At 70.1% G+C, this 19,425-nt stretch carries 13 protein-coding genes; 3 read left to right on the top strand and 10 right to left on the bottom strand.

Annotated features, from left to right (window positions below):
- Positions 1-353: 353 nt before the first annotated feature.
- The gene (locus ACWD6N_RS15655) at positions 354-1,205 is read right to left on the bottom strand and encodes a Rieske 2Fe-2S domain-containing protein (RefSeq protein ID WP_354966537.1); all 852 of its coding nucleotides are present in this window, start codon (positions 1,203-1,205) and stop codon (positions 354-356) included.
- 79 nt (positions 1,206-1,284) lie between these two features.
- Here ACWD6N_RS15655 and ACWD6N_RS15650 point away from each other — a divergent pair, with 79 nt between their 5' ends.
- On the top strand, positions 1,285-2,085 hold the full coding sequence (locus ACWD6N_RS15650) for a crotonase/enoyl-CoA hydratase family protein (protein WP_354966536.1): 801 nt from the start codon (positions 1,285-1,287) through the stop codon (positions 2,083-2,085).
- Position 2,086: 1 nt separating this feature from the next.
- Here the strand turns inward: ACWD6N_RS15650 and ACWD6N_RS15645 are convergent, their stop codons facing one another.
- The 7 genes from ACWD6N_RS15645 to ACWD6N_RS15615 all read right to left on the bottom strand — a co-directional run bounded on the left by ACWD6N_RS15645 (position 2,087) and on the right by ACWD6N_RS15615 (position 15,353).
- A complete protein-coding gene (locus ACWD6N_RS15645) occupies positions 2,087-5,788 on the bottom strand; it encodes a discoidin domain-containing protein (protein ID WP_354966535.1) in 3,702 nt (1,233 codons plus the stop codon).
- Between the two features lie 84 nt (positions 5,789-5,872).
- On the bottom strand, positions 5,873-8,737 hold the full coding sequence (locus ACWD6N_RS15640; protein WP_354966534.1) for a galactose-binding domain-containing protein: 2,865 nt from the start codon (positions 8,735-8,737) through the stop codon (positions 5,873-5,875).
- A gap of 153 nt (positions 8,738-8,890) precedes the next feature.
- Positions 8,891-10,558 (bottom strand): glycoside hydrolase family 13 protein, encoded by a 1,668-nt coding sequence (locus ACWD6N_RS15635; RefSeq protein ID WP_354966533.1) that lies wholly within the window; start codon positions 10,556-10,558, stop codon positions 8,891-8,893.
- Positions 10,559-10,657: 99 nt separating this feature from the next.
- Positions 10,658-11,545, bottom strand: a complete 888-nt coding sequence (locus tag ACWD6N_RS15630) for a carbohydrate ABC transporter permease (protein WP_354966532.1) — start codon at positions 11,543-11,545, stop codon at positions 10,658-10,660.
- A 12-nt stretch (positions 11,546-11,557) separates the two neighbouring features.
- Positions 11,558-12,511: a carbohydrate ABC transporter permease gene (locus ACWD6N_RS15625; RefSeq protein WP_354966531.1), complete on the bottom strand. Its 954-nt coding sequence runs from the start codon at positions 12,509-12,511 to the stop codon at positions 11,558-11,560.
- An 87-nt stretch (positions 12,512-12,598) separates the two neighbouring features.
- A complete protein-coding gene (locus tag ACWD6N_RS15620) occupies positions 12,599-13,978 on the bottom strand; it encodes an ABC transporter substrate-binding protein (protein WP_354966530.1) in 1,380 nt (459 codons plus the stop codon).
- 373 nt (positions 13,979-14,351) lie between these two features.
- Positions 14,352-15,353, bottom strand: coding sequence for a LacI family DNA-binding transcriptional regulator (locus ACWD6N_RS15615; protein WP_354966529.1), 1,002 nt, complete (start codon positions 15,351-15,353; stop codon positions 14,352-14,354).
- A 216-nt stretch (positions 15,354-15,569) separates the two neighbouring features.
- On the opposite strand from ACWD6N_RS15615, the gene ACWD6N_RS15610 reads away from it, so the two are divergent.
- Positions 15,570-15,767 carry a DUF4267 domain-containing protein gene (locus ACWD6N_RS15610; RefSeq protein WP_354966528.1) on the top strand — a complete coding sequence of 66 codons (198 nt, stop codon included), beginning with the start codon at positions 15,570-15,572 and terminating at the stop codon, positions 15,765-15,767.
- Between the two features lie 32 nt (positions 15,768-15,799).
- Here ACWD6N_RS15610 and ACWD6N_RS15605 read toward each other — a convergent pair whose 3' ends face one another.
- On the bottom strand, positions 15,800-17,275 hold the full coding sequence (locus ACWD6N_RS15605; RefSeq protein WP_354966527.1) for a dihydrolipoyl dehydrogenase family protein: 1,476 nt from the start codon (positions 17,273-17,275) through the stop codon (positions 15,800-15,802).
- 90 nt (positions 17,276-17,365) lie between these two features.
- Here ACWD6N_RS15605 and ACWD6N_RS15600 point away from each other — a divergent pair, with 90 nt between their 5' ends.
- Complete coding sequence (locus ACWD6N_RS15600) at positions 17,366-18,466, top strand: serine hydrolase domain-containing protein (RefSeq protein WP_354966526.1); 1,101 nt, start codon at positions 17,366-17,368, stop codon at positions 18,464-18,466.
- 38 nt (positions 18,467-18,504) lie between these two features.
- Here the strand turns inward: ACWD6N_RS15600 and ACWD6N_RS15595 are convergent, their stop codons facing one another.
- On the bottom strand, positions 18,505-19,425 hold the full coding sequence (locus tag ACWD6N_RS15595; protein WP_354966525.1) for a phytoene/squalene synthase family protein: 921 nt from the start codon (positions 19,423-19,425) through the stop codon (positions 18,505-18,507).

Raw genomic sequence — 19,425 nt, 5'->3', positions numbered from 1 at the left:
CGGCCTGGACTCCGTTCCGGACGGACCGCAGGTTGGTCGGCACCGGCGCGGCTGACCGGCGCCCGCCCGTCCCGGTCGGTCCCCACCATGGTCGCCGCCGTGTGGCGGTCAAGCGACGGACTCCCGACGTCCGCCAGGTTGGTGGTCACGCCGGGCTGGCGGCACGTTGGGTCCCGAGAGCGTTATGCCTCACAGGTATAAATATGACTCTGAGGTATATCCGCTGAAAGCAACACCGTCCCCGCAGCGCGGACACAGGGCCAGGCGGCGCAGGGTGAGCAGCGATCGGCAACCCGGCAGCCTGGCCCGAGCGCCGGGCACCAGGCCCCGGGCGGATACCCGTTCGCCGGATGTCAGGGCAGGCGGGTCTGCAGCACGCCGTTCTCGATCCGGGTGGGCAGGATCTGCTGGTCGTTGCCGGACGGCCCCTGCACGACCTCGCCGCCGTTCAGCCGGAAGGCGCTGCCGTGCCACGGGCACACCACGCAGGCGTGGCCGCCGATCTCCTCCACCTCACCCTCGCCGAGCGGCCCGCTCTGGTGCGGGCAGCGTTCCAGCATCACGGTGACATCGTCACCGTGCCGGTAGAGGATCACCGAGACGTCGTCCACCTCGCGGGTGACCAGTGTGCGTTGCGGCAGCGCGGCCATGTCGACCAGCGAGTGCCAGCCGTCGCTAATCAGGTGCATCTCGGAGATGCTCTGGTTGACCTGCGCACCCTGCTTGTACGCCAGGTGACCGCCGATGTACGCACCGAGGCTCACGGCGGAGAGCCCGAGAAAGCCGAGGGTACGGCCGACGCCGTGCCGCCCGGACATCCGTGCGGCGAGCGAACCGGCGTAGAGCGTCACTCCCACGGTGTTCGCGACGGCGTGCACCAGGCCGACCCGGCGCTGGTCCCGGGAGAGTGCCGCCCAGTCGTTCAGCCCGGCGACCGCCGCCGGCAGCGCGCTGACGGTGCCCAGACCGACCAGCACGGTGGCGGGACGGCGCTGCCCGGGCATCAGGTCCAGCACCGCGGCGCTGATCCAGGCGCCCACCGGCACCTGCACCATCGCCGGATGCAGCGGATGCCCCAGCGTCACTCCGTGCAGCAGGTCCCGCAGCCGCCGCGGACGCAGCGTGCCGAGGACCGCCCGCTGGAGCCGGTCACCCACCCGGTCCAGCCTTGAATCCTGCTCAACTCTCGTCAATAGCGCTCGCACCCGTACCGACTTCCCGGCGAACGCGGTCGCAAACCGGTCGGCGGTGACAGACCTGCGGCGCGGCGGGCATGCTGGGCCGATGGGTGTACGGGTGGAACGCGCCGGGCCGGTGACGACAGTGGTGCTGGACCGACCGGCAGCCCGGAACGCCGTCGACGGGCCGACCGCGCGAGCCCTGGCCGACGCCTTTCGAGCCTTCGACGCCGACCCCGGCGCGGCGGTGGCCGTGCTCTGGGGTGCCGGCGGCACGTTCTGCGCCGGCGCCGACCTCAAGGCGATCGGCACGCCGAGCGGCAACCGGGTCGAGCCGGAGGGGGAAGGCCCGATGGGCCCGACCCGGATGGCGCTGAGCAAGCCGGTGATCGCGGCGATCTCCGGGTACGCGGTGGCGGGCGGCCTGGAGTTGGCGCTCTGGTGCGACCTGCGGGTCGCCGAGTCCGACGCGACGCTCGGCGTGTTCTGCCGCCGCTGGGGAGTGCCACTGATCGATGGCGGCACGGTCCGACTGCCCCGGCTGATCGGTGAGAGTCGTGCGATGGATCTGATCCTCACCGGCCGACCGGTGCCGGCCGATGAGGCGTACGCGATGGGGTTGGTCAATCGGCTTGTGGCGCCCGGCCAGGCGCGGGCCGCGGCCGAGGAGCTGGCGGCGGGGATCGCCCGGCACCCGCAGACCTGCCTGCGCAACGACCGGGCGGCGGTGCTGGCCGGAGCGGGCCAGCCCGAGTCGGAGGCGATGGCGACCGAGCTGGCGTACGGGATGGTCTCGCTGGCCACCGACGCGGAGGCCGGCGCAGCCCGGTTCGCCGCTGGTGCGGGCCGGCACGGCACGATGCCGCCGGGAGGGGGGAACCTCCCGGCGGCATCCGGTGCGGGCTAGATCAGTTGCGGTTGATGGTGAAGGTCGACGTGGTGTTGCGGATGTCCTGGTAGTTGTTGGTCAGCCGCAGGTTGTTGAAGGTGACCGAGCCGACCGCCGGGCCCTGACCGGGTTCCGGCATCTCGTTGGCCCAGATCGCGTAACCGGACTTCGCGTCGAACGCGTCACCGCTCTTACGGACGCCGCTGATCGAGACGTTGGTGAAGACCGTGTCGGTGATCGGGTTCTCCGGCTGCGGTCCGTTGTACTTGGTCTGGAACATGATCCCGGTGTACGTCGGGTCGACGATGTCCACGTCGGACACCCGGATGCCGCGGAACTCCTTCGAGGCGGAGAAGACCCAGATCGCGGGGAATGTCTGCGCTCCCCAGAAATGCCCACCCGCCCGGATCAGCGAGATGTTCTGGAACTGGGTCGGTGGGCTGGCGCCGAACCCGATGAACGGGTAGCCGAAGTCCAGTGAGCTGATGGTGAGCCCCGAGTACGTCAACATGTCCGCGATGTACAGGTTGCGGAAGATGTTGTTGTAGCCGCCGTAGACCGCCAGCCCGGCCGCCCGCCAGGTCAGCGTGGCCGAGAGGTTCTCGAACACGTTGCCATTGTTGGAGGTCGACGCACCCTGGTCGGTGGCCGAGAAGAGGGCGAACGCGTCATCGCCGTTGGACCTCCCCTCGGTGTTGGTGATCAGGTTGTTGGTGCTGCCGTTGGTCAGGTTCACACCGTCGGCGAAGGTGTTCCGGAAGCGGCTGTTGCGGATGGTCAACCCGCTGACGCTCACTCCCCAGTACGCGCAGACGGTGTGCTCGACCCAGACGCTGTCCAGGGTCATGTTGTCGACGTCCTTCAACTCGCCCCAGACCTTGCCCGGTCCGTCCTGCCGGACGGTGTAGTTGCCGAAGAAGGCGATGTGCGAGAAGGACGACCCGCTGGCGGAGGACTCCACCCGGAAGCCCGCATCGGTGTTCGACTGGCTCGTCGGCGTCTGGAAGCGGGTGTACCACATGCCCGCGCCGACCACCGAGATCGGCTTGCCGTACACCTGAAGCTTCTGCGCGGTCTCGTACGTGCCGGCCGGCAGGTAGACGCCGATCAGGTTGCCAGTGGTGTCCATCCGAACCGCGTCCAGCGCGTTCTGCACGTCCTGGTGGCTGAAACCGGTCGGCACCCGGTACCGCGCCGGGTCCGGGTTGGCGCGCGGCGCGACCAGCTCCAGGTTGACGAAGTCGATCGCGTACGTGGTGGTGTTGGCCGGGTCCTTCTGCAGACGGATCCTGCTGCCGGCCGGGATGGTCGAGTTCAACATCACGTTCGCCTCGTCGTACAGGTGCCGGGGCGGGCCGGCGCTCGGCGAGTCACTCGGGCTGGCCTCCGCGCCGTACAGCCAGATGTGCTTGGAGGTCAGGTTGATCGGCTTGTGCAGGGTGCCGTTGACGTAGATGTTCAGCGTCGAGTCGATGCCCCCGCCGCCCGGCGAGTCGGGGATGGAGAAGCGGGTGACCAGCGTGTTGGTCGCCGCCCGGGTGGTCCACTCGACGTACGAGCCGGTGCTGTTCAGGGTCACCGCACGACGTCCGGACGCCTCACCGCCGAGATTGCCGATGTCCCGGTTCGGCCCGACCTGCCCGGCGCCACCGCCGGTCGTGCCGTCCTCGGCCTCGTACATGTCGTAGCCGAGGTTGGCGCCGCGCCCCACGAAGAGCGGGCGGTCACTGGTGTTGTTGGTCTGCTTGACCGGCAGCTCGTTGCCGTCGGCGGCGAGCACCACCCGGACGGTGTACTTGCCGTTCGCGGCGGTCCAGGTGCCGAGACTGATCGGGCCGACCGTCGCCCCGGCGTTGATCACACCGGAGTACGAGCCGGTCAGGGTACGGACCACGGCGCCGGACTCGTTGAGCACGGTCAGGGTGACGCCGTGCGCGCCGGACGCGGACGCCTGGTTACCGGCGTTGCGGATCGAGACGGAGAAGTTCACCGTGCTGCCGGGGGGCGGGTTGCCCGGTGACCAGTCGACGGCCGAGGCGACCAGGTCGGAGCTGGCGACCGCGCTGACCACCAGCGGGCTGGGGTTGGTGTAGCTGTTGTTGGTGTCGTCCTGCTCGACGACGGTGTTCGACTCGTCGACCTTCGCGCTGAGCGGGTAGCTACCCGAGTCACGCGTGCCGATGGCGGCGCTGACCGTGGTCGAGGCGCCGGCGGACAGGCCGCCGACCGACGCGGTGCCGACCCGGGTGGCGCCCAGGTAGAAGTTGACGTTGGTGGCGCCGGAGGCCGCCGAGCCCGCGTTGCGCACGGTGGCCGAGAGCGTGATGGAGCTCGTCTCGACCGGCGCGGACGGGGTGAACGACATGCCGGTCACGGTCAGGTCCGGGTTCGGTGCCGGGGTGCCGATGACCTGGAACTCGGCCACCTGTCCGGCCGGGGCGCCGGTGTTCGAGGCGATCGAGAGCCGTACGTCGGCCGCCGCACCGGAGACCGGGATGGTCACCGTGTTGCCGCTGGCCGGGTTGAAGCTGTAGTTCGCCGCGCCGACCAGGGTGGTGAAGGTCGACGAGCCCTGGTCGCGGCCGAGCACGGTGATGTTCTGGGTACGCGCCCCCCAGGCCGCGTCCGGGTTCAGCTTCAGCACGATCTGGCTGAGGCTGGCGTTCGCGCCGAGCTGCACGGTCAGCGTGCTCGGGTTGCCGTTGCCCTCCCAGTAGGTGGCCACGTTGTTGTCGTTGGCGTTGGTGGCCACGAACGTGTGCACGTACCCGGAGGCGGTGATCGGCTTACCGACCGCCAGGTTGGTGCCGACCGGCGGGTTGCCGGTGCCGGTCCGGGTCACGGTGTTGCTGTTCGCCGACTGGTTGCCGGCCGCGTCCTTGGCCCGCACGTAGTAGGAGACCGTGGCGCTGTCCGGCTGGCTGTCGGTGTACGTCAGGGTCGAGGCGTTGACGCTGCCGCGCAGTCCGCCGTTGGCGTAGACGTCGTAGCCGGTCACCCCGACGTTGTCCGTGGACGCGGACCAGGTGAGCCGGATCTGCCCGCTCGAGGGCTGGGTGTACGAAAGGTTGCCGGGGACGCTGGGGGCCTGCGTGTCGGGGCTGCCGACGGCGCCGTAGACCTCGACCTCGGAGAACTGGGCGGCCGGCCAGCCGGTGTTGCCGGTGACCTGCACCCGCACGTAGCGGGTGCTGGCGGCGGTGAAGCTGACGGTCGCGGTGTTGCCGGTGGCCGGGTTGAACGTGTAGCCGGCCGACGCCTTCAGGGTGGAGAACGACGAGCCGTTGGTGGAGCCGAGCACCGACAGTGTCTGGGTGCGGGTCTGCCAGGCCGACGCGGGCGGCAGTTTGAGCACGACCCGGTCCACGCTGACCGTGGCGCCGAGGTCAGCCTGAATCCACTGCGGGAACGCGTTGTTGGCGCTCTCCCAGTAGGTGTCCGCGTTGCCGTCGTTGGCGTTGCCCGCCACGTAGTTCTGGTTGTGGGTGCTGGCGGTCATGGTGGCGGAGAGTCCGGCGAGCATGGCCACGCGCGCGGCGGCCGCGGACGGGTCGGCCACCGGTGCCGCGCTGGCCGTGGGGGTGACGACCGGGGCGGTGACGAGGAGCGTCCCGGCGAGTACGCCGGCGAGCAGCCGCCGGTGGCCGGTGCGGGTGGTTCGGGGGACGGAACTGGGCGCGCCGGTTGGCGGCGTGCCTCGTCTGGTGCCGTTACTGGACATGGGGTCGCTACACCTCTTTCGGGGGTGGGTGGGGTGTGGTGCCCGGAGCCGGTGCCCCCGCCCCGGCTGGGCGGGGCCGCCGACCTAGCTGGAGTGGACCTCGAACTCGCTGAGCTGACCGGCCGGCCAGCCGCTGTTGCCGGTGACGGTCAGCCGCAGGTACCGCTGGCTGGTCGGCGCGAACGTCACGGTGACCGTGTTGCCGCTGGCCGGGTTGAAGGTGTAGCCGGCGGACGCCTTCAGGGTGGTGAACGACGAGCCGTTGGCGGAGTTGAGCACCGACAGCGTCTGGGTGCGGGTCTGCCAGGCCGATGACGGCGGCAGCTTCAGCACGACCCGGGACACCGACCGGGCGGTTCCCAGGTCCACGGTCACCGACTGTGGGAACGCGTTGTTGGCGCTCTCCCAGTAGGTGCTCGGGTTGCCATCCACCACGTTCAGCGCGGCGTACACGTCGACGTGGCTGGTCTCGGTGACCGGCCGCCCGGCCGCCAGGTTGCCGGTGGGTGGCGGCGTGGTCGGGGGCGGAGTCGTCGGGGGCGGCGTCGTGGGCGGCGGCGTGGTGGGCGTGCCGCCGTACACCTCGACCTCGGAGAGCTGTGCGGCTGGCCAGCCCGTGTTGCCGGTGATGCTCACCCGGATGTAGCGGCGATCACCGGCGGGCAGGCCGATCGACACGCTGTTGCCCGTGCCGGGGTCGAAGACCCGGCCGGCGGAGGCGGCCAACGTGGCGTACGACGACCCGTCGGTGGAGCCGAGCACCGACAGGGTCTGGGTACGGCGCTCCCAGCCGGCGGGCAGCTTGAGCACCACCCGGTCGACCGACCGTGCCGAGCCCAGGTCGACGGTCACGGTCTGTGGGAAGGCGTTGTTGGCGCTCTCCCAGTAGGTGGCCGCGTTGCCGTCCACCGCGTTGCCCGCGGTGTAGCTCTGGTTGGTGCTGGTGGCGGTCGCCGGCCGGTTCAGCGCCAGGTTCCCCCCGGTGGGCGGTGGGGTGGTGGGTGGCGGAGTGGTGGGTGGCGGGGTGGTCGGCGGGGTGCTGGGTCCACCGCCCCACTGCGGGTCGGGCCACGGGCCGCAGTACGGGGTCGGGGTGTACCAGCCGGAGTTGCCGGCGCCCTGGGTGATCTGGAAGCCGCCGCCCACGCAGTTGTGGATCGGGTTGCTCTGCGCGATGTTGGTGGCCCGCACGTTGGTGAACGACACCTGGCTGGGCGCCTGCACCTGGAGGGCGTACGTGCCGGCGCCGTCGATCCGTACGTTGTTGAGGTTGATGCCATTGGTCTGGCCCTCGATCCAGTGCAGCGCCGCGTACGAGCTGTCCAGGATGTCGGTGTCGGTGATGTTGATGGTGGGCTGCTGGAACGCCTCGTTGAGCGCGGAGAACCAGACCGCCCCGACGCCGAAGTTCCAGTTGTAGTCCGAGTTGCCGTTGCGGATCAACGTGTTCCGGGCGATCGTCCAGGTGCCCTGGACTCCGGTGGCGCCCTGCACGCCGGGGTAGCGGTTGGCGACGTGGATGCCGCCACCGTTGGTCAGCGAGTCGGCCGTCACGTTGTCGGTGATCTTGATGTCCCGACCGCCGTAGCTGACCAGGTGGTTCGCCAGCAGGGTCACGCCGATGGTGTTGTGCGTGAAGGAGTTGTTGACGTTCGGCACGCTCTGCGCCCACATCGCGAGCGCGTCGTCGCCGGTGTTGCGGACGAAGGTGTTGGTCACCGTCGAGTTGGTCACGCCGGTGTGGAAGTTCACCCCGTCGGCGGTCTGGTCCAGGATCCGGCTGTTACGGATGGTGAAGTTGTCCATCGGGCCGTCCATCCAGGCCCCGACCTTGGTGTTCTCCAGCCAGAGGTTGTCCACCACCGAGTTGGTCATCGCCCCGCCCAGCGCGTTGACCTGGTCGTCGTCCACCCGTTCCCGGATGTCGCCGATGATGGCGAAGTCCCGCAGCGTCACGTTGCGACTCGGCCCGCCGGCCTCGTGCGGGCGGACCGCGCCGGTGTACCCACCGCCGGGGACGTACTTGCCGTAGATGCCGGCGGCCCGCTTGCGGTCGGTGGGGTGCCGGCCACCGAGCACCGAATACCACGGGCCGGCGCCGCGCAGGGTCACCCCGTCGACCACCACGTGGTCCCAGAGGGTGAAGGTGCCGGTCGGGATCCAGACCGCCCGGCCCTGGGCCTTCCCGGCGTCGACCGCCGCCTGGAACTTCGCGGTCGAGTCGGTCGCGCCGCTCGGGTCGGCGCCGAAGTCGGTGACCACGTCGAGCACACCGGTGGGCTTGTCGAGGGGCCCGCCGACCAGCTCGAAGTCGGCCAGGTCGATGGTGAAGCTGGGCGACTGGGCGGTCGAGGAGACCTGCAACCGGATCTTGGCGCCGGCCGGGTAGGTGCTGCCGAACATCGCCCGGGTCTCGTCGTAGAAGTGGTGCGGGTTGGTGTCGCCCGGGTTGTTGTTGAACGGGTAGCCGCCGTAGTACCAGCCGTACTTCGAGGTCACCGGAACCGACTTCAGCAGGTTCCCGTTGGCCCGCAGGTCGATGGCGGCGTCCCGGCCGGTGCCGGCCGGGCTGTCCGGCAGGCTGTGCCGGAAGGTGACCGCGTTGGCGGGGGCGGTGAGGGTGAACTCGACGTACTCGCCGACGGAGTCGAGGGTGACCGCCTCCCGGCCGGACGCCTCGGACGGCAGCGTGCCGTAGCGCCGGTCCGGGCCGATCTTCGTGCCGGTGTGGGCGGCCTTCTCGGCCTCGTGCTCGACGAACGGGACGGTGGCGCCCCGGCCGGGGATGTCGAAGGGGGACAGCCCGGCTGCCGAGGCCGGGGTCGCGGTGCCGGTGATCGCGAGGGCGGTCACCGATGTCGCGGCGAGCAGGGTGGCGACGATGGCGGCCAACGCTACCCGGGTCGGGTGTCGGAAATGGTGCGGGGTGCCGGTGGTGTGGTTGGCCATGAGCTGCGCTCTCCCTTTCGTCAGGCAGGCCAGATCCCCCCGTGTCCGTGCGGCGTGGCGTCCCCCGTTCCTCCTTCCTCCTCGTCGTCCGGCGCGGGGCCGGGATGGTGGTGTGGTGCCGGCGGCCGGGACGGGCCGCCGGCACCACGGCGATCAGGTCAGGCCAGGCCCGTCCGCCGCCCGCGGCTCGTCCGCAGGTTGGGCGGTACGCAGCCAGACGGCGGTGTCCGACGGCACCAGACCCTCGTCGAGCGGCCCGCTGGCCAGCAGCAGGTCCCCGTCGCCGGGCAGCGGCACCGGGGCGTCGGTGAGGTTGACCAGGCAGCGGAAGCCACCGCCACGGCTGAAGGCGAGCACGCCGTCCGGTGCGGGCAGCCAGCTCATCTCGCCGTCGCCGAGCGCCGGGTCGGCCCGCCGGATCTGGATCGCCGCCCGGTACAGCTCCAGCATCGAGGCGGCGTCGCCGGTCTGCGCCCGGGCCGTCCGGTCCTTCCAGTCGGCCGGCTGGGGCAGCCATGGCGTTGCGGCGCCGTCGGGGCTGAACTCGAACGGGGGCTCGTCACCGGCCCACGGCAGCGGCACGCGGCAGCCGTCCCGACCGGGGTCGACCCGGCCGGAGCGTTCCCACATCGGGTCCTGGCGCAGCGCGTACGGGATGTCCTCGACCTCCCAGAGCCCCAGCTCCTCACCCTGGTAGACGTAGGCGGCGCCGGGCAGCGACAGCGACAGCAGCGCGGCGGCCCTAGCGCGGCGGGTGCCCAACTCCAGGTCGGTGGGGGTCCCCTCGCGCTTGGCGGCGAAGCTGAACGTGGTGTCCGCCCGGCCGTAGCGGGTCACGTGCCGGGTGACGTCGTGGTTGGAGAGCACCCAGGTGGCCGGCGCGTTGACCGGCGCGTGCGCGCTCAGCGTCCCGTCGATGCTCTCGCGTAGGGCCGAGGCGTCCCAGGCGCAGCCGAGGAAGTCGAAGTTGAACGCGGCGTGCAGCTCGTCCGGGCGCAGGTAGTTGGCGAACCGCTGCCGATCCGGCAACCACACCTCACCGATCAGGGCCCGCTCGCCGGGGTACTCGTCGGCGACGCGCCGCCAGCCCCGGTAGATGTCGTGCACCCCGTCAAGGTCGTGGAACGGGTGCGGCAGGTCCGGGTGGACCTCGGGCAGCGTCCCGTCCTTGACCAGCAGCCCGGCCGAGTCGATCCGGATGCCGTCCACCCCCCGGTCGAACCAGAACCGCAGGATGTCCTCGAATTCGGCGCGCACCCTGGGGTGGTCCCAGTTGAAGTCCGGCTGCTCGGGGGCGAACAGGTGCAGGTACCAGTCGCCGGGGCTGCCGTCCGGGTTGGTGGTCCGGGTCCAGGTCGGGCCGCCGAACTCACCGACCCAGTCGGTGGGCCGCTGGTCGCCGTTCGGGCCCCGGCCGGGACGGAACCAGAACAGGTCCCGCTCCGGCGCGTCGGGCCCGCCGACGAGCGCGGCCTGGAACCAGGGGTGCACGTCCGAGCAGTGGTTGGGTACCACGTCGACGATGGTCCGGATGCCCAGCGCGTGTGCCTCCGAGATCAGCGCCTCCGCCTCGGCGAGCGTGCCGAAGACCGGGTCGATGTCGCGGTAGTCGGACACGTCGTAGCCGGCGTCGGCCATCGGGGAGGGGTACCAGGGACTGAACCAGATCGCGTCGATGCCGAGCGCGGACAGATGATTCAGCCGGGACCGGATACCGGCGATGTCGCCGATGCCGTCGCCGTTGCCGTCGGCGAAGCTACGCGGATACACCTGGTAGATCACCGCTCCACGCCACCACGGACTGCTGTCTGCTGTGGACACGAGCACCTGCTTTCTGTTTCAGTACGTCGGCGGGTTCGCCGGACCTGAGAGTGTGTCGGGCGAACGGCTGTTGTTCGCCACGGGAGGTTGCGCTGGTCGCTATCCCTTGAGGCTGCCTGTGGTCAGACCGGACATGATGTTCCGCTGGAAGATCAGGAAGACGATGACGGTCGGGACCGCGGCGATGACCGACGCGGCGATGACCACGTTCATGGGCGTACCACCCGCGAAGGCGTAGATGCCGACGCTGACGGTCCGGGTCTCCGGCGACGGCATGACCAGCTTCGGCCACAGGAAGTCCTTCCAGACGGCCGTCACGGCGAAGATCGACACTACGCCGAGGATGGGACGGGACATCGGCAGGATGATCGACCACAGCGTGCGCAGCGGCGTCGCCCCGTCCACCAGGGCCGCCGCCATCAGCTCCTCGGGGATCGAGTCGAAGAACCGCTTCAGCAGGAAGATGTTGAACGCGTTCGCGACCAGGGGCAGCCAGATCGCGAACGGCGAGTCGAGCAGGTTGATGTGCAGGATCGGCAGGTCGATCACGGTCACGTACTGCGGGACGATGAGCACCATCGCCGGAATCATCAGCGTCGCCAGCATCAGCGCGAGGATCACGTTGCCGAACATCGGCCGAAGCTTGGACAGGGAGTACGCGGCGGCGGTGTCGAGGACGAGCTGGAACACCACCGCGCCGGCGGCGTAGTAGAACGTGTTGAACAGCAGCTTGGCGAGGTCCAGGTTGTTCCAGGCGTCGATGTAGTTCTGCGGCTGCGGGTCCTTCGGGAACAGCGACGGCGGCGTCTGGGCGATCTCCTGGCCGGACTTGAGCGCGCCGGTGACCATCCAGTAGAGCGGCCCGAGGAAGACCAGCGTGAAGCCCACGACGACGACGGTGAGCAGAGCCCAGTAGATGAACCTGCCGCGCCCACGGCGGAGCTGCGCGTGAGAGATGAGGGTCCGGGTGCCGGAGTCCTGTGCCATGTCTCGCCCGTCCTAGTCCTGTTTCGCGCTCAGCCGCAGGTAGGCGGCGGAGAAGCCGGCCAGCACCACGAGCATGAGCACGCCGAGCGCCGCGGCGCCGTTGAGGTCGTTCTGGAAGAAGCCGTGCTGGTAGATGAGGTACGCCACGGAGGTCGCGGAATCCTCCGCGCCCGCGCCGTTGGCGAGGATCAGTGGCTCGATGAAGAGCTGCATCGTGGCGACGATCTGGATCATCGCCAGGAGCGCGAGGATCAGCCGGGTCTGCGGGATCGTCACGTGGCGGATCCGCTTCCAGATCCCGGCGCCGTCGAGCTCGGCAGCCTCGTAGAGTTCGCCCGGGATGTTCTGCAGCGACGCCAGGTAGATCAGCACGGCGCCGCCCATGTTCATCCAGGTCGACGCGAGCACCATCGCCGGCATCGTCATGTCGGGGGACTGCATCCACTGCGACGTGGGCAGGTGCAGCGCCTTGAGGATCGCGTTGAAGAGACCCGCCTCGCTGGGGTCGTACGCGTAGAACTTGAAGAGGTACAGCGCCGAGGCTGGTGGCAGCATCACCGGCAGGTAGACCAGGATCCGCAGGTATCCCTTGGCGTGGCGGAACTCGTTGAGCAGGATCGCCACGAAGAACGGCACCGCGTACCCGAGGACGAGCGCGAGCACCGTGAAGTAGAGCGTGTTCTGCCAGGCGGGCCAGAAGCTGGGGTCGGCGATGATGCGGGAGTAGTTGTCCCAGCCCACCCAGGTGGTCTCGCCGCGCCGCGTGCGCTGGAAGCTCATCACGATGCCGCGGATCATCGGGTACCAGGAGAAGACGACGAAGCAGAGCACCGCCCCGATCAGGAACGCGTGACCGGTGAGGTTGTCCCGCACCTTGCGGCCGAGGCTCGTACGCTGCGGCCCCGTGTAGGGCGGCGTGGGACGTCCCGGCTTTCTGGTGGTACCCGGGACGGTGGTGATCGCCAAGGCAACTCCTGGGTGAGTCAGTGACCGGACGGTGTGGCGCGGATGGGGTGGGGGCCGGGTCGGCGTACCGGCCCCCACCTGACCGGATCAGCTCTCGGCAGCCAGGAGCTGGTTGACCTTTTCCTCGGCCGTCTTGAGCAGCGCGTCGATGTTCGAGTTCGGGTTCGTCAGCACCCCGGACATCGCGGCGTCGAGCACCGCGTAGACCGCCTGCGCGTTGCGCGGCTCACCCTTGATCGGCACCGGGGTCGCCTCGAAGATCGCGAAGTTCGCGGTGTCGACGTTCGCGTTGGCCTTGCGCAGTTCGAGTTCCTGCTTCTGCGCCTCGCTGCCGTTGGCGAAGAGCAGCGGCTGGGGCAGACCCACCGGGTAGTTCTGCGGCTTGGCCCGGACGTAGTCGAACTGGCCCTTGCCCGGCGTCAGCTTCTGGTACGCGATCCACTTCAGACCGGCCTTGACCTGCTCGGGGGTGAGGTCCTTCTTGAAGAAGTAGCCCTCGCCGCCACCGAGCGTGCCCTTCGCCGCGCCGTCCTGACCCGGCAGCGGGCTCATCGCCCAGTCCTGGAACTTGCCCTGGAACTGGCTGACGATCGCCTGGGTGGCGTCCGGCGCGCCGATGAACATGCCGACCTTGCCCGCACCGGCGTTGGTCAGCAGGTCGCCCCACTGCAGCAGCTGCCGGGCGCCCATGCTGTTGTCGCCGTACCGCATGTCCTTGATGTTCTGCAGGACCTGCTTGCCCATCGCGTTGTTGAAGTCGGCCTTCTTGCCGTCCGGCGTCAGCACCTGGCCGCCCTGCGAGTAGAGCAGGGACGTGAAGTGCCAGCCGCCGGTGTTGCCGGCGCTGTACTCCGAGTAGCCGGCGATGCCGTTGCCGAGCGCGGAGATCTTCTTGGCGGCGGCCCGGACCTCGCCCCAGGTCTTGGGCGGGCTGTTCACGTCGAGCCCCGCCTGCTGGAACAGGACCTTGTTGTAGACCAGGCCCATCGAGTAGTTCTTCACCGGGACGGCGTAGAGCTTGCCGCCGTCGGTGAAGACCTCCTTGAGCGCCGGGTCGACGCTGTCCCAGGTCGGGATGGCGTCCTTGTTGGCGTACTGGGAGATGTCCATCGCCTGGCCGGAGTCGAGCACCTGCTGGAGATCGGTCATGTACCCGTAGAACACGTCGGTCACGGTGCCGCCGGCGAGACGGGCGGTGAAGTCCGGCGGGTTGTTGCACTGCTCGCCGACGCTCACGCTCTTGATGACGATGTCCGGGTTCTGCCGCTGGAACTCGGCGACATCATCGTTCCAGTTCTTCAACAGCTCTTTCTGAGCGCCGACGGGTTGGCAGTCGACCGTGATGGTGACCTTGCCGCCTGCGTTCGTGTCCTTGTCGTCGCTCTTCGTGGAGCATGCCGTGAGGCTGAACCCCAGGCCGGCCACGAGCGCTAACGCCGCAGCCTTTCGGTATTGCGGTACGGACATCTGTCCATCCCTTCGGGAACGGGTGTCTCCATGACGTTCGATGAGCTGCGGTGATGCGACCTGACCGCCGGTAACTGCGCCGGAGCCACGTGTGAGTGGAGTCACTGTAACGAGGCCGACTCATTTCGGCAAGGTATCGATGCTGTAGTGAAAGGACACGACTTTCTAACGGCAAATGTCGACAGGACTTCGAAACGGGCCCGAGATGATGACCTTTGGTCCCTTATGGCCCGTCAGCAGACCAGGCCGTCGCTGCGGTATTCGAGCAGCAACGAGAACGGCCGCCGACCGCGAGAAGCGGTCGACGGCCGGGAGGTCGTCTCAGCGATCCGGGGGCGGGGCCGGGACGGTCAGTCGGCGGCCCGCCTGCCGATCAGCGGCCCGGGGCGGGGGCGGTGGAACCACGCACCACCAGCTCGGGCTCGAACAGCAACTCGTCCTGCAGCACGCCGACACCCTCGATCTGGGTGACCAGCAGGTCCACCGCGGCCTGCCCCATCGTCTCGATCGGCTGCCGCACGGTGGTCAACGGCGGGTCGGTGCAGGTCATGAAGGCCGAGTCGTCGAAGCCCACCACCGACACGTCGGTCGGCACCACACGACCCAGCCGGCGCGCGGCCCGGATGGTGCCCAGCGCCAGCACGTCGCTGGCGCAGATGATCCCGGTGACACCACGCTCGACCAGCTTCGTCGCGGCGACCCGCGCCCCCTCCATCGAGAAGCTGGAGCGCTCGACGCACTCCGTGTCGTCGGTCCAGCCCGCGGCGCGGATCATCGCGTCGAGCTTGCGCCGGGACGGCACGTGCCCCTCCGGGCCGAGCACCATCCCGATCCGGTCGTGCCCCAGCGAGCGCAGGTGCCCGTACGCCTGCTCCACCGCCACCGCGTCGTCCGTGGAGACCCGGGGGAAGCCCAGCTCGTCCACCCCCGCGTTCACCAGCACCACCGGCAGGCCCCGGTCGGTAAGCCGTCGGTAGTGGTCGTGCCGCGCGTCGGCCAACGCGTACGAGCCACCGGCGAAGATCACCCCGGAGACCTGGTGGTCGAGGAGCATCTCCACGTAGTCCATCTCGGAGACGCCACCGATGGTGCGGGCGCAGAGCGCCGGGGTGTAGCCACGCTGGGCGAGGGACCCGGTGACCACCTCGGCGAGCGCCGGAAAGATCGGGTTCTGCAACTCGGGCAACACCAGCCCGACCAGCCGGGCACGCTCGCCGCGCAACTTGGTCGGCCGCTCGTAGCCGAGCACGTCCAACGCGGTCAGCACGGCCGTCCGGGTCGCCTCGGAGACCCCGTCCCGGCCGTTGAGCACCCGGCTGACGGTGGCCTCGCTGACGCCCGCCTTCTTGGCAACTTCAGTCAACCGCTTGGTCACGGCCGCAATCGTACGTCACAGAAATGAAAGAAATGAACAGGGAACTGCCGGGCAGTTGCTTCTCCGCTGCGGCGGGTGGCCCTGCTCAGAGCCTTGGCCTTCAGTTGCCACTTGATGCTTCATCGGGGATGCCGGCGATCTGAGTGACGAGGAAGTCGAGCCGTCCCTCCTGGCCGTCCGGGGGATGCGGCCACTGTCCGACAGGACAGCCATGCCGTGCAACGCGCTCCAGGTGACTTGGCTGGAGCGACACCCCACCTGTTGGGTTGGTTCATGCTGGTCGCCACCGTCATACCCGTCGGCGACGCGCTGATCGTGCTGCGCAGCAACGGTCCCAAGGTTGCCGTCTACGGCATCCACGGGATCACGGCCGTGGTGATGCTGGCGATCAGCGTGCTCCTGCTCGTCGCGTAACCGGTTGTCACCTGGGCGACGTCGGGCACACGTCACCGCAGGTTGCGCAGGGCGTCCTCGATGGCCCGGTGGAAGGTCGGATAGGCGTAGATCATGTGCCGGAGCTGGCTCAGCGGCACGGCCGCGTGCACCGCCACCACCAGCGCGGAGAGCACCTCGCCGCCGGCCGGGCCGGCCGAGGTCGCGCCGATCAGCACGCCCCGGTCGGCGTCCGCGATCAGCTTGATGAACCCCTCGTCGCCGACCCGGTGGATCCAGCCCCGGGTCGAGCTGCCCAGCTTGGTGTACCCGATCTGCACGTTGATGCCGCGCTCCCGGGCCTGCTGCTCGGTCAGCCCGACCGCGCCGACCTCGGGGTCGGTGAAGGTCACCCGGGGCAGCGCGCGGTAGTCGGCGCGCGGCACACTGCCCGCGGATCCGCTCGACGCGCTGGAGCCCAGCGAGCTGGCCGCGCCCATCGCGCCGCCGACCACGCTGGCGGTGCCGCTGGCGTCCGGCCCCGCGTTCGCCTGCCGAGCCTGGGCCAGCACGTCGGCGATCACGATCGCCGCCTGGTACATGGCGATGTGGGTGAACGCCCCCTCGCCGGTCACGTCACCGACCGCCCAGATGCCATCGGTGACGCGCAGCCGATCGTCCACCGGCAGGTAGCGCTGGGCGGCGTCCACCCCGACCGTGTCCAGCCCCAACTCCTCCAGGTGTGCCCGGCGGCCGGTCACCACCAGCAGCCGGTCCGCGGTGAACTCCGCCCCGCCGGCGCCGTGCAGGGTGAACCGGCTCCCGTCGTGCTCGACCCGCTCGGCTCGTACCCCCGTGTGGATCTCCACGCCGTCGGCGCGCAGCGCCGCGGCGGCCACCTCGGACGCCTCCGGTTCCTCGACGGCCAGCACCCGGTCCAGCGCCTCCACCACCGTGACCCGCACCCCGAACCGTGCGAAGACCTGGGACAGCTCCAACCCGATGGCGCCACCGCCGAGCACCAGCAGTGACTCCGGCAGTTGCTCGACCTCGATCGCCTGACGGTTGATCCAGTACGGAGTGTCGGCCAGACCTGAAATCGGCGGCACCGACGCTCGGGTGCCGGTGCCCAGCACGATCCCGTGCCGGGCCTGGAACACCTGGTCGCCGACCCGGACCCGGCCCGGGCCGTCGAGTCGGCCGCTGCCCCGGACGAACCGGCCACCGCGGTCCGTGAACCGCCGCACCGCGACCGTGTCGTCCCAGGTGTCGGTGGCCTCCTCGCGGATCCGCTTCGCCACCGGCGCCCAGTCCGGCTGGACCTGCGCCGTCCCGGCCAGCCCGTCGACCCGACGCGCCTCGGCGAGCGCGTTGGCCGCTCTGATCATCATCTTGCTCGGGATGCAGCCCCAGTACGGGCACTCCCCGCCGACCAGGTCCCGTTCGACGCCGACGACGCTCAGGCCGGCCTCGGCGAGCCGCCCGGCCACCTCCTCGCCGCCGACCCCGAGCCCGACCACGACCACATCCACCAACTCCGGCTCCGCCACCCCGACAGCATCCCCCAGCGGCCCGGCCCCGACCACCGAGGCCGGGAAAAGCCGGCGCGCGCACCGGGCCGGAGCGCCTACGGTGGCCGGATGCACGCGCGCTTCGCCCCGGTCCGGGACTGCTTCCACGACCTGCTGGCCGCCGGTCGGGAGACCGGTGCCAGCCTGACCGTCTGGTACGACGGCCATCCGGTGATCGACCTGGTCGGCGGCTCCCGCACAACCTCCGGATCCAGCGATGGGGCCGACGGTCCGGCCGACGGCGACCCGTGGCGACCGGACACGCTGGTCAACGTCTACTCGGTCGGCAAGCCGGTGGCCGCGCTCTGCCTGTTGATGCTGGCCGACCGGGGTCGGGTCGATCTCGACGCGCCGGTCGCCCGGTACTGGCCGGAGTTTCGCACCCCGGCCACCGTGCGTCAGGTGTTGTCGCACACCGCCGGGCTGCCGGCCTTCCCGGTGCCCCGACCGGCCACCGCGATCGTCGACTGGGCGCTGCTCACCGGCGACCTCGCCGCCGCCGACCCCGAATGGGCGCCCGGCTCGGTGGCCGGGGAGCACGCCTGGACGTACGGGCACCTGGTGGGCGAACTGGTCCGCCGGGTGGACGGCCGTTCGGTGGGCCGGTTCCTGGCCGAGGAGATCGCCGGCCGGTGGCTGCTCGACCTCGGCTTCGGGCTGTCCGAGGCCGACCAGCGGCGCTGTGCGGACCTGCGCTACGGCGACCCGGAATGGCCGGTCCGGATGCTCGGCGAGCCCGGCTCTCTCCGTGCCCGCTCGATGGACAACCCGCCCGGCGGACGGGACCTGGCCATGCTCAACAGTCCGCTCTGGCGGGGCGCCGAGGTCCCCGCGGTCAACCTGCACGCCACCGCGTCCAGCCTGGCCCGGCTCTACGCCGGCCTGCTGGCGGGCGGTGTCCTGGACGGCGTCCGGCTGGTCAGCCCGGAGCTGGTGACCGAGGCGACCCGGGTCCAGTACGACGGGCCGGATCTGGTGCTGGACCGCCAGGTCCAGTGGACGCTGGGCATGCAGTGGGAGCCGGACGGCAGCTGGGGCATGGGCGGCATCGGCGGCAGCAGCGCGTGGGCCGACCCGGAGCGCGGATACACCTTCGCGTACGCCACCGCGCAGTTGGCCGAGCACGACCGGGTCGACGAACTCGTCGAGGCACTGCACTCGTGCCTGTGACCGGATGTTAGGAAGGGCCCCTTGTACAACACCAGGCGTTAATAAGGTGCCCTTCCTTTCGGGCCGGGGATGGTGACCGGGGTGCCGGCGGGGGTGAGCAGGGCGCGGGCGGCCACCGCCATCCGGCGCCGCTGCGGCACCAGGGCCCGCCGGGCGAAGACGTCGTATCCCTGCGCGGCCACTTCGTCCAGCATGCCGCCGTAGAGGGCGTACGCGGTGCGCATGCAGGCCTGCGAGGCCGGCGCGAGCATGGTGATGCCGGGCGCGGCGGCAGCGTAGTGCGCCTGGGCCCGGGTCACCTCGTACTCGATCAGCTCGCGGATCCGGGGCGTGCCGCGACCCCGGGCGCGGGCCTGGGCCAGCTCGTCGTTGGTGACGTCGAACTTCGCCAGGTCCTCGTCCGGCAGGTAGGTGCGGCCCCGGTCGAGGTCCTCGGCGACGTCCCGGATGAAGTTCGTGAGCTGGAAGGCGAAGCCGAGCTGCCGAGCCGGCTCCCGGGCCTCGGCCGGGTCGGAGCTGCCCAGGATAGGCAGCATCATGGTGCCGATGACCGCCGCCGAGCCTTCCATGTAGTCGAGCAGGTGGTCGTAGGTCGGGTACGCGGTGACCGTCAGGTCCATCGCCATGCTCTTCAGAAACGACGCGAAGTCGTCCCGGTCGAGGTTGAAGACGGCGATCGTGTGCAGCACGGCCGGCAGCAGCGGGTCGTCGACCGACGCGCCGTGCAGGCCCGCCACGAAGCGGCTGGCCCAGTCGTCCAGCCGGGCGGCCCGCTCGGCCGGCGGCAGGTCCTCGGTGCCGTCCACGATCTCGTCGGCGTAGCGGGTGAATCCGTAGAGGGCGTGCACGTGCCGCCGTTTCCAGGCGGGCAGCAGCCTGGTGGCGAGATAGTAGGTGCGACCGTGGCGTCTGTGCAGTTCACGGCACTGGTCATAGGCAGCGGTGAGATCGGCGTCCAC

It is taken from the genome of Micromonospora sp. NPDC005163 (genome assembly GCF_053599835.1).
This window is presented reverse-complemented; position numbering and strand designations above follow the sequence as displayed.

Bases quoted from the DNA above. Each gene is read 5' to 3' on its own strand.
- ACWD6N_RS15620 (WP_354966530.1), bottom strand. From the start codon at position 13,978: ATGTCCGTACCGCAATACCGAAAGGCTGCGGCGTTAGCGCTCGTGGCC.
- ACWD6N_RS15640 (WP_354966534.1), bottom strand. From the start codon at position 8,737: ATGGCCAACCACACCACCGGCACCCCGCACCATTTCCGACACCCGACC.
- ACWD6N_RS15600 (WP_354966526.1), top strand. From the start codon at position 17,366: ATGCACGCGCGCTTCGCCCCGGTCCGGGACTGCTTCCACGACCTGCTG.
- ACWD6N_RS15645 (WP_354966535.1), bottom strand. From the start codon at position 5,788: ATGTCCAGTAACGGCACCAGACGAGGCACGCCGCCAACCGGCGCGCCC.
- ACWD6N_RS15650 (WP_354966536.1), top strand. From the start codon at position 1,285: ATGGGTGTACGGGTGGAACGCGCCGGGCCGGTGACGACAGTGGTGCTG.
- ACWD6N_RS15630 (WP_354966532.1), bottom strand. From the start codon at position 11,545: ATGGCACAGGACTCCGGCACCCGGACCCTCATCTCTCACGCGCAGCTC.